This window comes from Rhizobium sp. P1_E6 (assembly GCF_056405875.1).
Map to the genome: position 1 here is coordinate 1 of NZ_JBFUBG010000119.1, position 15,361 is coordinate 15,361.

The window sequence follows — 15,361 nt, forward strand, 5'->3', positions numbered from 1 at the left end:
GCGTGTAATAGGTCCGCTCGATGGTGAAGCCGTTGCCGCCGGCCGGCAGCGGCTTGACAGGGGCGGCGACCGTGGTGACGACGGCCGAGACCGTGTCGCTCGTCGCGCTCGTCAGTGTGAGCGGATGGTCGATCAGCGCGTCACCGGTCATCTTCGCCATATAGGCGCCAGTCCGTTCAGCCCCGTTGACGTTGACCTTCAGATCGTCGTCGCCGTTCTGCAGGGCACGCGCCGCCAGGAGCATCCAGGCCTGTTCCTGGGTGCTTGTATATTTGCTGCGATCCCATTCCCGCGCGACCGCCTTGGCGAGGTCTGGAATGACGGGGGGAACCGGCCGGCTTTCCGCGGCAAGCGCTAGGATTGCCGCACCATCGCGCAGCACCGAGCCATAGTCTGTGCGCGAGAAGTTCACGCGGGTCACCATCGACTGTTTCGACATTTGCAGCGCATCGACGAAAATGTTCTTCGAGCGAGTCGCATCCCCATAGAGCGCAAGTGCTGCGGCGATATGGGCCTTGGCGAGCGGCGTCGGGAAGTCGTTGATCATTGTGTCTGCATAGTAGCGCAGGTCGCTAACGGCCGCCTTCTTATTGCGCGCCAGCACGTAGAGGGCGTAGGCGATCTCATCGCCCTTGCCTTTCACGTCCGTCGTGTAGGAGAGCGAGTTCTGAAGGTTCTCCAACGCCTGCACCAGGGCGCGGTCCGGCACGTCGTATTTCTGCTCGCGCGCCCGCGTCAGGAAGTCCGTGACGTAGGAATCGAGCCAGAGATCGCCGGAATCCGGACCCCACAGACCGAAGCTTCCGGCATAGGCCTGGTAGGAGAGCACGCGGTAGATCGCATCCTGCACGCGCTTGTGGATGTCGTCATCCGTCTCATCCATGCCGGCCTGCTTGGCGACTTCTGCGAGATAGAGCAGCGGCATGGCCCGGCTCGTCGTCTGTTCGGCGCAACCGAACGGGTAGCGGTCGAGTGTCATCAGGAGGGCCGGAATGTCGAAGGCGGCCGAGCGCGTGACGTTGACGGCGATCGAAGCGCCCGGAAGCACGCTGTCGGCAAGCAGGTTCTTATCGATCGTCAGGCTCTTGCCGGGCGCGAGCGCAATGACGCGCCGTTCGGTGACCGGCAAGGAGGACGGCCGCACCGGCACGTCGACCACCTGGTCGAGCGACAGGCCCTGATCATTCGACAGGTTGATTGCCACACTGCCATGGCCCGGTTCGCCGCCGACGAGCGTCAGCGTCAGGTCGGACTTGGCGCCGGCTTCGAGCCTGAGAGCCTGTTCGGCAGGCCCGTCGATGCTGAGGGCGCTGTTGCCGGTCAGCGTCAGCTTGTAGTCGCCGGCCGGCGCATCGGTATTGGCGATGTCGAGACGCAGATTGGCCTTGTCCCCCGGAGCGAGGAATTTCGGCAGGCTTGCGGTGACGACGACCGGATCGCGGATGATGACGTCCTTGGCGCTGTGGCCAACGCCGGTTTTCGTCCAGGCGAGCGCCATCACGCGGGCCGTACCGTTGAATTGCGGAATGTCGAAGCTGACTTTTGCCTTGCCTTCGGCATCGAGCTTTACCGGGCCGGAGAAAAAGGCGACGAGCTTCTGCGTCGGCGGGCTTGCCTGCAGCGCAACCGCGCCGCCATCGCCGCCGGTGCGAAGCTTGCCGGTTGCGCCCAGCGAACCGTCGATCAGCCTTCCATAGAGATCCCGGATCTCAAGCCCGAGCTGGCGCTGGCCAAAATACCAATCCTCCGGATTCGGCGGCTCGTAGCGGGTGAGGTTCAGAATGCCGACATCGACGGCGGCAACGGTGATATAGGCCTCCTCATTCGCACCGGCGCCTGAAACCTGCAGGCCGATATCCAGCGGCCCGCGCGGCAGCATCTTCTCCGGTGTATCGATCTTGACCTGCAGTGCGCGCTCAGCCGGATCGACCTTCAGCCATTTGATGCCGATCGAGCGCGCCGGCATATGGGTGTCGAGCGAATCGCCTGGCCGGAAGAGCGTCGCGGTCACATAGGCGCCCGCACCCCAGTCTGCGGTGACGGGAATGTCGACCTCGCCGCCGGTTTGACCCATCGTTGCGTTCTGCAAGGCAACCAGGTTTTCCGTGCCGGCCGTGATCATCAACTCGCCGCCATAGCGCGACGTGACCTTCAGTTTCGCCGTCTCGCCGACATGATAGCTATCCTTGTCGAGCGCGATTTCGAGGCCGTCGGGCGTTTCCGTCGATGTCGAGGCCACGAACCAGCCGGCATCGAACTCGACGCTGGAGGTCGGGCCGTCGGCATCAGCACTTTCTACCTCGAGCCGGTAGCGGCCCCAGTTGACCCTCGTCTGTATCTTGCCGCCATTTTCGGCCGTCGCAACCACCGAGCCGGAGCCAACTTCTTCGGGCGTGTAGGTCGGCTCATATTTCCAGGCAGTGCCTTCGCGATACCACTGATAGTCCCGGCGCAGCTTGTAGAATTTCCAGCGCAGGCCCTTCATCTCCTGCTTCTGGCCCTGAGTATCAAGGCCGATCACCGTGAAGTTCGCCAGCGCATTTTCGGGCAGGTCGCCATCAAATTCCGGCTTGATGCCGATTGCGGTCGCGTCGGTCTTGACCGGGATCTCCAGCGAGCGCTCGATGGCGCGGCCGCCCGGCTCCTGCATACGCAGATAGACGGTTGCCCTCAACAGCTGGGTCGTGGCCGGCAGTTCGCCGATCGTCAGATCCGTCGAGGCTTGGCCGTTCTCGTCGAGTTCCGGCAGCCCGTCGATCGGCTGACGCGACTCCTCGCTCGCCTCTTCGTCTGCAAGCCCAAACTGGTAGCCGGGATAGGCCGCATTCTCGCGCGTCGGCTTGACGACGACATCGCCTTCGACGGTGAGGCCGGCGGCCGGAGCGCCGTAGAGATATTTGCCGGAAATATCGATCGTCGCGGCCGTATCCGTGCCGATCTCCTTGGAGTCCGTCTTGATCTCCATGTCGGTGCGGTCAGGCACGAAATCGTCGACGAGGAAGGTCTTCGTGGCAATCGCCGAGCCCTTCGGATCGGTATAGACGTTCATCGTCCAGGTGCCGCGCATGGCGTTTTCCTGCGTCTGCAGGTCCACCTGATAGCCACCGAGATCGCTCGTCTGGTGGACGATGCGCCGGTCTTCCACGCCGTCGGGCCGTGAGAAGATGAAGGTCAGCGGCAGGTTCTCGATCGCCTTGCCGTCCGTGTCGCGGGCAAGGACTGCGGCATGCACGGTTTCGCCGGCGCGGTAGATGCCGCGTTCGGTCCAGGGCAGCACGTCGATTGCTCCCGGCGCGGCGCGGCCAGTGACACCGCGATCGGAAAGATCGAAGCCGGCGCGCGTCATGTCGAGGAAGACATAGTCGGACGTGCCGTTCTTGGCGGTGATGACGGCAGGTGTGAGTGCGGCGGTGCCGCGCATCAGACCGGCCGTGAAGGTGGCGCGCCCGTTCTGATCGGTCGTGGCCGCGCCGAGCACTTCATTGTTCTTGGCAAGCAGCTGCAATTCGACGCCGGCCATCGGCTTGGCGGAGGCAAGCGAGCGGGCAAAGACGTTGAGCCCGTCGGTGCCGGCATAGGTGGTGACGCCTATATCGGAGACAAGGAACCATTGGGTCGCCTGCGAATCCCAGTCTTGCACCGGTCCGGTCGGCGCGGTGGCGACCAGCACATAGATGCCGGGCTTGCGCTCGGGCAGTGCCTCGTCGACCGGGAAGCTGGTCACCACATCCTTGTTGAGCTCGTTGGCGATCTCGATCGAGCCCTGCCAGACGAGTTCGCCACTCTGGTCCTGGATGTTCTGGGCGCTATAGCCGTCGAGCTGTGTTAAAAACTGCGAACTCGTCAGAAGCGGCGCGATGCCGCGATCGCCGATGCGGTAGAGCTTCAGATTGGCGGTGGCCATATTGACGGAGACGATCGGCACGCCGCGGCGCGCCGACGATGGCAGCACGAAACTGTCGCCGGTAAAACGCACCATCTGGCTGCGGTCCTTGATATAGACGTCGATTGTAACAGGCGCTTCCAGAACCTCGTCGACGGAGGAGGGCAGGCCGGTGCGCAAACCGATCTTGTAGGTCTCGCCGTGGGTCAGACCCTCGACGCAGATCTGCTTGTCCTTGGCTTCCAGCGCTTTCGGTGCAGCGCCGTTCAGGGTCACGAAGGGGGTATAGTCGACCGTCTTGACCAGCGCCTCGGAGAAGGTGACGCAGGCGCGCGGCGTGGCGCTGTCGGCATCGACAGTATGTTCGGTGATGCGGAAGCCCTGAGTTTGCTTAAGCTTCAGGTAATCCGCCTGCACATCCTTGGCGCTGACGAGCGCAAGGCTTGCCTTGTAGCTATTCAGCGCATCGCGATAATTGGCATTCTTTTCCAGGGCCTTGGCAAGCACCGCCAGCGCATCGGCGCGCTTGTTGGTGGTGCGCGTCAGCTGGTAGGCGTTTAGCGCGTCGATCACCGCCTGACCGAAGATGCCGCTGTCAGCTGCGCCAAGCGAGGTGGCGGCGCGCGCCGTTTCGATCCAGAGATCGCCGTCATCGGGCGTGATCGACAGCGCGCCGTGAAAAGCCTTCAGCGCATCGGTAAGATTGCCGCCGGTGAGATCCAGGCGTGCACTTGCCGTCAGGCTCTCGACGCCCTGGCCTTGCTGGTCGTCGGCGAGCGCCAGATCGTTGCGGAAATTGCGGGCCTGCTGAACGAGGTCGTCGGAGAGAAAGGGCAGGCGGGGGGCAGCGCCGATATCCGGCTCTTTCGGCGCGGCAGCGGCGGCAGTTGTCTCGACAATCCTGCCGGCAATGGCGCCCGGGAAGGCATTCATCGTCTTGAAATCGGATTTGAGGAAACACCAACTCACCTTGGGATTATAGGTGAAGGCCTTGCAGCTCTTGTCGCCGATACAGGCGGCCTTGCACTGATCGAGCGAGAGATTCTGCTCGGTGCGCAGGTCGAAGCCGAAATAATCCGCGTCCTTGACGGTGACGATATCGCGCTTGGCGTCGGCAGCAAAGGCTGGCGGGCTCGCTACAATCGTAAATGCTGCAATGACGGAAAAGGCGAAGAACGAGCGCACAGACATTGGATCCCCCCAGGGTGCTGGCTCTGACCGGCCGGCAATGTCCCCACTCCTCGGGGAATTGTCAACACACCTTTCAGCCTGTTCCAGTTTCACACATTCGGTTTCTTGCAATCGTCACATCGGCGTGAGTGAACAGCTTGTGATTTGCAGCTTTCTCGTTGATCGGCAAGGATTTTGCCGCATTGTCCCGGAGGTAGCCCAAATGCCCAAATCCACGTCAGGCAAGATCCTTGCCGCGCTTTTCGCAACCGCAGCCCTTTCGCTCGGCTTCGGTTCCGCCGCCACCCAAGCGGCGGAAGATGCCGTCGTCATTCCAGCCCCCGCGGTCGACGAGGCGGGCCGGTCCGGCATGGAAACGGCGGTCTTCGCCGGCGGCTGTTTCTGGGGTGTCCAGGGCGTCTTCCAGCATGTGAAGGGTGTCAAAAGCGCCGTTTCCGGCTATGCCGGCGGGCAAGCAGCAACTGCCCAGTACGAAACGGTCAGCTCCGGCACGACGGGCCATGCCGAATCCGTCAAGGTGACCTTTGATTCGAAGCAGGTCAGCTACGGCAAGCTCCTGCAGGTCTTCTTCTCGGTCGCGCACAACCCGACGCAGCTCAATTTCCAGGGGCCGGACGAGGGCACCCAATACCGCTCGGCGCTTTTCATCTCCGATCCGCAACAGCGCAAGGTCGCCGAAGCCTATATCGCCCAGCTCGACAAGGCGCATGTCTTCAAACAGCCGATCGTCACCAAGGTCACCGACTATACCGGCTTCTACCCGGCCGAGCAGTATCACCAGGATTTCCTGACGCTGAACCCGACCTACCCCTACATCGTCTATAACGACCTGCCGAAGATTGAGAACCTGAAACAGATTTTCCCGGCCGACTACAGCACGGACCCGGTTCTGGTGCTGAAGGCCAAGGGTTGAGACGCTGCTGAAATCGCAATTTTAGAAGGCGGCTAAAGTGGCCGCCTTTTTTCACTGAGGGTCATACTTTAATAATTTATCAATATTAACAGATGTTTAATTAAGAAAAGCTGCATTTCATATCGGAACATATCGTCGCATCGCCCGTTTAAGCAGCGAGCCTCGTCGAAGCAGTCTGTCTTCAACGAAGCGGAGTCTCCTGAAGTAAGGCGTGAAGGGGATCTGTCATGGCCACGAATGTCATGCGTAGTTGGCAACGGGAACATCTCATGGAACAGCGAGTGCTGATTGTCGAAGACGAACTGTTGATCGCCCTCGATCTCGAAATGACGATAGAGGAAATGGGTGTGCATGTCGCAGGCCTCGCATCGGACCGGGAAGCGGCGCTCAGACTCGCCCCGCTTGCCGACATCGCCTTCGTCGATGTCAACCTCTCCGACGGCGCAACCGGGCCGGAGATAGGGCGGCGGCTCGCAGAAGACCACGGTATTTCCGTTGTTTTCATGACTGCCAATCCGGAAGCGGTTGCAGACGGTGTGCGAGGCGCGCTCGGTGTGGTGCAAAAACCCGTCATGCCACGAGTGGTGGAACAGCTCGTCAAATACGTTGCCGCCCGCCGCATCGGGATGCTCGCGGTCGTGCCGCCGCAGATGACGGTGTTTGCGTAAGGCGTTCCGTCTGATAAGGGCTATGAAATCAATCTAGATCGACTAAAAGAGGCATGTTTTTCACTTACGGTCGGCCCCCTCGGCCGACCAAGGGAATAATCGAAACCTCCGTCTCCACACCTTTTCTCATGACCAAATGCAGAACCACGACCGTACCACTTGCCGGGGTTCAAGAGAGAATACACCGTACTCTATTAAATCTCATTCTTTGAGCCATTGTATGAGCGAAAAGCGTACTCACCGTCACGCACTTGAAAACAGCGTAATCGCCATCGGAGCGGGATTAATCATCCTCGCTATCGGGGTGCGGCTCGGAACCAGCGTTGAAGTATGGTCCCTGATGACGTTGTCATTCGTCTGCATCGCCGTTGTAGGTGCGTGTCTGATAATCGCTGGTGTTCTTGATAAGCGATAGCGGTCGCAAGGATCGGACGTGGTCTGGAATTTAACTAGACAATAACGCTGTTCGTCAGCAGGTGAACCAGCATACCCGCCCGTCGCGCTCTTGACGAAGGTGTGATCGTTCATGAGAGTACTCCACGGCGTGGCGCTTGGAGATCTCTATACCGATATTAATAAGCGATGTCGTCAGCAGACTGGTGCTCACCTGTTCCTGTGCATGAAGCATCACGCAAAGCGGCCGGAGGTTTGCGCCGTAACCCATGTTCACAGTGCGCGAGGGTGCTTGAACCGTCCTTCCCTCCGGTGTCCCGCCAGCATGCCGGCGGACCGTCACCGCCCACCCAGTTTCTCTTTCCCCGGCAAACTGGCACGGTACTCGAAAGGAACATCGCCGTGAAGCCACGCCCGAAACTCCAATCATCTCTCCTTCAAGACCGCGTACCAATTTGATGGCTCGACGACACCTAGAGCAGATCCTGTTCAATCCGGGCCATATCCAGCAGCCCTGAAGTAATTCGCGCATTCTGCAGGAGAGATGCGGGGTAGCAAAGCGCCGACTGCGTCCCACAGAGCATCGATCTTTCGCTCTGCCCGGCCTCGCAACATAGCTTTCGGTTTGGAGAATGCGTTCTCGATGGGGTTAAAGTCGGGGCTATATGGCGGCAGGAACATGAGTTTGGCGCCGGCACGCTCGATGGCATCCCGTACACCGGATGTCTTGTGTGCCGGCAAGTTGTCCATGACGACGACATCACCGACCTGAAGAGTCGGGACCAGCACCCGCTCGACGTAGGCCAGGAAGACGTTACCGTTCATGGCGCCATCGTAAACAAATGGCGCGGTCATTCCGGTGAGGCGCAATGCTCCGGTAAAGGTCGTTGTTTTCCAATGGCCGTGTGGCAGCCTGCTCGGCAACGCTCGCCTCGAAGTGCACGTCCACGTAGACGTGCCATCTTCGTCGAAAGGTCGGTTTCGTCGATGAAGGTCAGCTTCTCCGGATCGAGGTCGAGCTGGCCATCAAACCAAACGCGYCGACGCTTCATGACATCTGACCGGTCTTGCTCCAGTGCACGTGCGGACTTATGCGATGGCCGGCCCTTTCAGCCAGCATCGAGTACAATGCTGATATCGAGAAAGGGAAGGACGAGCCAATGTCTATTGCTATTCTTGGAATTGATCTGGGCAAGAACTCCTTGCAGCGTGGTCGGCGTCGATGCGGCGGGAGCTGGGGTCGTTCGTCGAACAATGCGTCGACAGACGCTGATCGACTATGTTGTGAAGCTTCCTGCTTGTGTGGTTGCGATGGAAGCATGCTGCGGCGCGCATCATCTCGGTCGGCTGTTTGCAGAACAGGGTCACGAGATCCGTTTGATGTCGCCGGAATACGTTCGTCGGTATATCAAGGCTCAGAAGAACGATGACGCGATGCCGAGGGGATCGCTGAAGCCGCCTCACGCCCAACAATGCGCTTCGTCGAACTCAAAAGTCACAAGCAGTTGGATATCCGAACGTTACATCGGGTACGTTCCCGCCTTGTTGCGGAGCGGACAAACCTTCTCAACCAGATGAGGGCGATCCTACAGGAACGTGGTGTGATCTTCCCTGCCGGCAGAAGAAGGATTGAGCTCGAATTGGATTCCATGCTTTCTGAGGACAGCGAGACGCTGTCGCAACGCATGCTTCGGCTGACTAAGGGACTGCGTGCCGAATGGAAGGGACTCGACGCAAAGATCGCAACGCTGAACGAAGAGTTTACCCGGTTGGCTCGCGACGTGCCGCGACGCGCAGGTTGACCTCGATCCCGGGTATCGGGGTGCTTAAGGCAACCGCTTTAGTTGCCGCGGTGGGCAATGCCAGCAGCTTCGCCAAAGCCCGAGATCTCGGCTCCTTGCTTGGATTGGTTCCGAGGCAATACAGCACGGGCGGTAAACCTCGGCTGCTCGGGATATCCAAGCGCGGCAATACATATCTACGGACGCTGCTGATCCATGACGCCCGCGCGGCATTTCCATCGCTTTCGAAGAGCGACACAGCTATCGGGCGTAAAAAATGGCACGTGGTGCCGACGGCCTTATGGGGGCCTGAACGCGCGGATGTCCATCTTGGCCATTGGGATTACCCATGAGACCGTATACGTTGACGCAGACTGATCAGAACACCATAAAATCCTCTTGCAGACGGGCGGGCCATACGTTTTTTAAACGTCCATCCAAGCACCAAGTGCAGTTCGGCTGATCCTCACCTGGCGCTCGACGGACAAGCGGTCAACCATTTCATCGCGCGTCACGTCCTTACGGTCTTCGATCAATGCGACAACGAATTCCTCGTGTGCATCCAGCGCCGACGGCCGCCTCCTACCTTGCGGTCGGGAGGTCGGCTAACCGTCTTTCGCTCTTGCGATCCAACGGAGCGCCGTCGAAATCCCGACCCCGAACCGAGCCGCGGCCTGTCTTGCTGACATGCCTGCCGCAGACGCTTTCAATACTCGTAGTCGAAGATCATCGCTCAACGCCTGTGCCATCATCCACCTCTTCGCTGTGGATGTTGAATCAGCCTAGGCTCGCCGCGTCACCTCACAATCGATTCATCGATCGCAGGACCTGCTCTAGGTTCCATTCCGCGTGCATTTGAATAACAGTGCGGTGGGCCCTCGGAGATTTAGTCCCTGATGCCCACCAGGGGATTGAGCTATCAAGACCGTCAGGACGCTCGGTTAAGGTTGAAACAGCCCGGAGCGACGGAGTTCGAGGGTTGGTCCCCGACGTCATGCGGGGAAAAATTTCCCTCTCGGCCTGAATAACAAGCGCGGCTCTCGCCACTCACATTATCGAATCCGTGCCATGGCCCACTGGAATGCCGTGGCTGGCGCGTCTGCCTGATTTCGCAGATCCACGATTTCTTTGATCAGCTATGAGGCAACGTGGCATCGCCGAGACGAGAATGACCCGATGAAGCCGCCTGCGCCACTTGCCAGAAGTCCAACGGGTCAATGCTTCTTCTGTGCCGCGACTTCAAGCAGCCGCTTGGCCATGCGGGACATGATTGCCCTACGGTCATATTTCGCAACGAAGGCCTCGCGTTTCGTCRTACCCAGCCGGAGGCGCTCAAATGCCTTCAGTCCGCCTTCCACATCGCAGGGATTGAATAAGGCCGCGTTGCTAATCTCCTCCGCAATGAACTTTGCGCTGAAGCCGCTGACGCCGGCAAGGATCGGTTTTCCGGTTGCCGCATATTCGAAGAGCTTTGAGGGGATGACGCRCTCGAACGCAGCAATATCATTCAGGTGCAGGAAAAGGATGTCGGCGTCGCGGTAGATGTCGATGATCTTCGCGCGCGGTACCGGCGGCGAGAGGATCACGTTGCTCACGCCTCTGGCCTGCAAGGCGCTTCTCAGTGCGTCGACCCGGCCGCCATCGCCCACGACGCGGAAGCGTGCCTTGCCCACTGTCCGGGCGCCAAGCTCCGGCAGGATCAGGTCCAGACCCTGACCATCACCGATATTGCCCGCGTAGACGACGTCGAGAACCTGATCCGTCTTCGGTGTCAGCAAAGAAAAGTCGGCCAGGAACGATTCATCGATCCCGTTGGTGAACACATCCAGCTCGAGATCCTTGCCATACCTCTCCTGAAAATAAGGGACAAAGCCGCCGGAAACGACGTTCATTCCGTCTGCGCTCGTCACGGCCCAGTGCTCCAGGAGCCCGAACGCTTTCAGAAGCTGCCCGGACGGCTTGCCCTTGGACAGGGTCAGCATCGTCTCGACGAAAATGTCGCGAATATCAATGTAGAGCGGCGTCTCAGCGCGTCGTGCGATATAGGTCGCTAGGACCGCGCTCATCAGCCGGCTGGAGGTGGCAAATACGAGATCGTATTTCTGCCCCTTCGCCAACCGGACGGCAGCGCGTGCAAATCCGATGAAGCGCTTCATTTGGTTCAGACGACTGGAGCCCGGCGGCGGCAGCGCGATGCGCGTAATCGTAGTTCGGCCCTGCACCTCGCGCTCGGGTGCCTGCTCGGACGCGATGGCGTTGTAGCGATTGGGCATGGTCGTGATGACGTCGATTTTCAGATCGCCACCGCCTTCCTCGACCAGCGCCTTCACCAGCGAGGCGGCGCGGAATGACCCAGCCGAGAGATCCGGCGGGAAATAATATGTGAGAAGGAGAATGCGGCGCGTCATTGGGAAATCAGCTCGAAGTTCGTTATGATCTGTTCAAAAGGTGCGGTMTTCTGCCACGCCAGAACATTGCGTGGCAAGCGGGTCCCGAATTCCGGCGCGAACTGTCCATCGGTAGTTGAACATTTGACCGCACCCTCGACGCGAACCTCGATCAGGCGGTTTCCAGCCGTGCGAAGACGCCAGCCATTGTCGCGGGTTTCCTCTACTGTGACGGTGGGATGCAATGGAAAGCGAGCGATCGCCTGATGCGGTGAAGTGCCATGGATCGTGTCGGTAATTCGCAACGTATTGCCGGCGAGCGATACTGCGCGCTGGTGGACTGGTTTGCCGGCAAGGAAGCGATAGCCGTCGTGGGACGCGTGCGCCTCTTTACCATCTGCAGAGAGAGAAACGTTGCGCGGTCGCGCCCGGCGCCCGACGCGGAAGCTCGACCAAACTTCCGAGGAATTATGGCCGTCGATCTCGACCGTCGCGTGGGACGCCGTGCTGCGTTCGGCTCGCCGCAGGGCATCGCTCTCATAGGTGGATGTCCCTCCGTTCGTCACCAGCCGCTCAGCCCCAACGGAAACTTCTACCGAGAGCGTGTCGGCATGGCCGTGGCCGGGAAGGTAGGTCGGACCGACAGGGGCGGCGTCAAAGATGGCCGTCCAAGGGCCTTCTAAGAGGCGAATGTATCCGCTGTTCTTGAGCCAAACGGAACCCGGCGTCGCCTCACCGGCAGCAAGGTCCAAGCCTCTCGCATAGTGGACGAGCGCCGCGTGGTTCCGAGCCTCATGAAATGCCGCATCGTTGAAGAGTGCGATCTCACCGTCAGGATGGGTCATGGCGGCCAGCCAATCGAGCATAGCAAGGGCGGCACTGCGCCAGGTCCCGACCTGCGACGCCGTGACGTCCGGATAGATCAGGCTAAGCTGAACGAGATCCAGCATGTCTTCAGTCAGCAGCGCGTGATACATCGGACTGCGCTCGAAATGCGCGCCATCGGCCAGCATCTGTTCGGCGAGTTCCTTTTCCATCAGGTCGAGCCCGCAAGCGCGAAACTCATCGGCTTCCTTGCCACAGAAGAAGCATCCGAGGAAGATCAGTGCCTTGGCGTTGACGAAAAGGTGGTTCCCGCGCAGGTGATGTTCGAGCTGCCTGCTCAAGGCGCGGCCCTGCATGGTCAGGCTCTGTGCGAAGCCATTCGGGAGCGGTGCTCCCATTAACGCGGCTGCAATCCAGGTCACCGTTCGGCGCGATAAGGGATAGGGTTCCCAACCCGCCCCCTGAACAGGCGGGTTCTCCCTGATCCATCGCGCCATGGCGTCGCGATGCCAGTGCGCGCGCTCGTCGTCGGCCTTGCTGAGAAGATCGTCGAAATAGTGGAGATTGTAGGTCCACAGGCGAGGCAAGGCGGGATTGTTCCAACCTGCAGTGGCCTCCAGTTCAAATGCCTCGGCAAGGAATTGAAACCGGGTTGGCGAGAGCATGCTCACGGGATGCGGCGTGAAATTCGTCCATGACGCTTTTGGCTCACGCCGGGCAAGCTCCGGCCCTTCGAGATCGCTCGGCGTCGGCACCCGTCGAACAAGCCTGTTGATAATCTGCCCCGGCTGGAGATGCGCAACGGTTCTTGCCAGTCGGCCCAGGTTCATGGATTCATCCTTCCTGGCGATCCCGAGCCGCATTTCCACGAAATTGCGGTGCGCCATACGCCAGGAAACGCCGTCAATCAAAAAGTTAAGCGCCAGCCTCGCACAGTTTAACTGCGTTCGTACTGACGCTGGTGTCTTATTGTTGCGCGCGAAGCAACTCCGCCGCCTCGATAGTGACGCGGCTGACCTCGAAGATCTCCTCGATCGGAATTGCGCTCTTTCCGTCACCGATCGCGTTGAGGAAGGCGATGGCGCAGGCGTACTGGCCCTTGTCCTGCTTCCAGAGGTTCATCTTCTTGAACTGGGACCAACCGAAGCCGTGCAGCTTGCGGAAATTGTCGAGCTGCAGGACGCGGCCTGCAGCAAAGACTTCCACTCGCTCTTTCGGGAAGCTGTTCGAGCCATTCGCTAGATACATAATCGTTCCGAACGAACCGTCGGCGAAACCGAGCGTGATCGATGCCTTGTCCTCGGCAATTTCCACACCGGGTGCGTCGCCCATGCGCAGCGCCTGAACCGAGACAACTGGGCTCCCGGCTAGGAAGCGCATGAGATCGATCATGTGGCAGGCCTCGCCTATGATCCGCCCGCCGCCCGTCGTGCGATTCTGCGTCCAGTGGTTGGCAGGAATTGCGCCCGCATTCATCACCATGAGGAACGACTTGGGCTGCGAGATCGGCGTCAGAAGCGATTTCATCTTCAGCACTTGCGGTGCGAAACGTCGGTTGAAGCCGACCATTAGTTGCGGACCGGATCCGCTCTCATGGGCCTTCTGGTACGCAGCCTGAACCCCTTGCAACTCTTCAAGCGATAGGGCCAACGGCTTCTCCACAAAGACATGCTTACCGGCAGCCAATGCTTCCTCGATTAAGCGCGCGTGACTATCGTGGCGGGTGACGATGACGGCCGTGTTGATGTCGCTGTTTGCGTAGACGGCGCTCGTTTCTGTGGACGCCTCCGCAAAGCCCGCACGACTGCCGTGAATGACACCGTTGACGCCGCCGGAGGTCACGATCGTGTGGAATTGTGCGCCAGCCGCCTTGRAGGCGGGTATCAGCATCCGCGATGCGTAGTTGCCGGCACCGATGAAGCCTAGAACAGGACGAGCGCGGTTGAAGCTCTGRGGAAGTTCGCTCAGCGACACCTTCCGCACATCGCGATTTTCAGCGTCGCGCTTGTAGTCGAGCATGATGCCGAGCGCGCGCTTGTCCTCGGTAAGCAGCGTGTAGGCGGAAGGCGCGTCGTCAAAGTCGAAGCGGTGCGTGATCAGCGGCTTCACGTCGAGTTGGCCCGAGGCCATCATGCCGAGAACCGCCTCGAAATTGCGCTGTTCCGTCCAGCGCACGAAACCGAGAGGATAATCGATCCCTTCCTCTTCATAGGTCGGGTCATAGCGACCGGGACCGTAGGAGCAGGAGACCTGAAAGCTCAGTTCCTTGGTGTAGAAGTCCGCCCGGTTCAGTTCGAGGCCGGTCACGCCGACGAGTACGATACGGCCGCGCTTGCGGCTCATCTGGGCTGCCTGTCTCATTGGATCGTTGGACTTGGTCGAGGCTGTAATGATCACGGCATCGACGCCTTCGCCAGCGCTGAAGGCCATGCCGGCGGCAATCGGGTCCTCGCCGGTTGAGGGATTGCAGGTCGCAGCTCCGAAGCGCCGCGCCAGCGCCAACTTGGCTTCGTCAAAATCAATCGCCAGAACCCGGCAGCCCTGGGCGCGCAGCAATTGCACTGTCAAGAGACCGATTAGGCCGACACCCGTCACTACAACGCACTCGCCAAGAGTCGGCTGCGCCAGACGAATACCCTGCAGACCGATGCTCGCGACGACAACGAATGCGGCAGAATCGTCGTCTACGGCGTCCGGAATACGGGCGCAGAGGTTCTTGCTCACCCGGACGACATCGGCATGCGACCCATTAGAGACCACGCGGTCACCTGGCTTGAAGCCTCCGACATTCTTGCCCGCTTCACTGACGACGCCGACATTGCAGTAGCCGAGGGGCAGCGGCTGGGCCAGCTTGGACCGGACCGCCTCGACCGTCGACATCAGTCCGTCGTTGCGCACCTTATCCAGCACCATGCGGACGCGCTCGGGCTGCTGGCGCGCCTTCTGGATGTAGGATGCACGGCCGAAATCCACCAGCATTCGTTCCGTGCCAGCCGAGATCAGGCTCACAGTGCTGTGAATTAGTAGGGTATTGGCGCTGGCATGCGGGGTGGGCGCCTCGGCAATGTAGGTGGTGCCATTTCCCATGTCCTGCAGGATTTGTTTCATTCATGAACCTCGATGTCAGGCTAGCCGTGCTGGCCTGGCGTAATTGATCAGAACCGCGCGAAAGGCGCCTTTGAAGACGAAGAGGCTTCCGGCTGCCGCACCGACAATGCCAACCGTATCGATCAGCTTCTGCATGTCATCGATGCTGCCGGCGCCCCCAAGGATCGACATCGGGGTGGAAATCGCGGCCCTGACCTGTCGCGCTAGGTCTA

At 60.1% G+C, this 15,361-nt stretch carries 7 protein-coding genes and 4 pseudogenes; 3 read left to right on the plus strand and 8 right to left on the minus strand.

The genetic code is table 11. The features are described 5' to 3' along the window. A partial coding sequence (locus AC1D35_RS31830; RefSeq protein WP_477941831.1) for an MG2 domain-containing protein occupies positions 1-5,074 on the minus strand: 5,074 nt, incomplete at its 3' end. A 202-nt stretch (positions 5,075-5,276) separates the two neighbouring features. Here AC1D35_RS31830 and msrA point away from each other — a divergent pair. After that, the gene (gene msrA, locus AC1D35_RS31835; protein ID WP_477941833.1) at positions 5,277-5,987 is read left to right on the plus strand and encodes a peptide-methionine (S)-S-oxide reductase MsrA; all 711 of its coding nucleotides are present in this window, start codon (positions 5,277-5,279) and stop codon (positions 5,985-5,987) included. A gap of 227 nt (positions 5,988-6,214) precedes the next feature. Continuing rightward, positions 6,215-6,655 carry a response regulator gene (locus AC1D35_RS31840; RefSeq protein ID WP_477941835.1) on the plus strand — a complete coding sequence of 147 codons (441 nt, stop codon included), beginning with the start codon at positions 6,215-6,217 and terminating at the stop codon, positions 6,653-6,655. 243 nt (positions 6,656-6,898) lie between these two features. Here AC1D35_RS31840 and AC1D35_RS31845 read toward each other — a convergent pair whose 3' ends face one another. Next, positions 6,899-7,183: a hypothetical protein gene (locus AC1D35_RS31845; protein WP_477941838.1), complete on the minus strand. Its 285-nt coding sequence runs from the start codon at positions 7,181-7,183 to the stop codon at positions 6,899-6,901. A 354-nt stretch (positions 7,184-7,537) separates the two neighbouring features. After that, positions 7,538-8,139 (minus strand): annotated as a pseudogene (locus tag AC1D35_RS31850) (IS630 family transposase); the annotation flags it as partial. A 69-nt stretch (positions 8,140-8,208) separates the two neighbouring features. On the opposite strand from AC1D35_RS31850, the pseudogene AC1D35_RS31855 reads away from it, so the two are divergent. Next, positions 8,209-9,182: pseudogene (locus AC1D35_RS31855) on the plus strand (IS110 family RNA-guided transposase). An 81-nt stretch (positions 9,183-9,263) separates the two neighbouring features. Here AC1D35_RS31855 and AC1D35_RS31860 read toward each other — a convergent pair. From AC1D35_RS31860 to AC1D35_RS31880, 5 genes and pseudogenes are all read right to left on the minus strand, one after another. Continuing rightward, a pseudogene (locus AC1D35_RS31860) lies at positions 9,264-9,578 on the minus strand (helix-turn-helix domain-containing protein); the annotation flags it as partial. Positions 9,579-10,043: 465 nt separating this feature from the next. Continuing rightward, entirely contained in the window at positions 10,044-11,159 is a 1,116-nt protein-coding gene (locus AC1D35_RS31865; RefSeq protein WP_477941840.1) for a glycosyltransferase family 4 protein, read from the minus strand. Between the two features lie 74 nt (positions 11,160-11,233). Then, on the minus strand, positions 11,234-12,871 hold the full coding sequence (locus tag AC1D35_RS31870; protein WP_477941842.1) for a heparinase II/III family protein: 1,638 nt from the start codon (positions 12,869-12,871) through the stop codon (positions 11,234-11,236). A 136-nt stretch (positions 12,872-13,007) separates the two neighbouring features. Further along, positions 13,008-15,149 (minus strand): bi-domain-containing oxidoreductase, encoded by a 2,142-nt coding sequence (locus AC1D35_RS31875; protein ID WP_477941843.1) that lies wholly within the window; start codon positions 15,147-15,149, stop codon positions 13,008-13,010. A gap of 15 nt (positions 15,150-15,164) precedes the next feature. After that, positions 15,165-15,361 (minus strand): annotated as a pseudogene (locus AC1D35_RS31880) (AglZ/HisF2 family acetamidino modification protein); the annotation flags it as partial.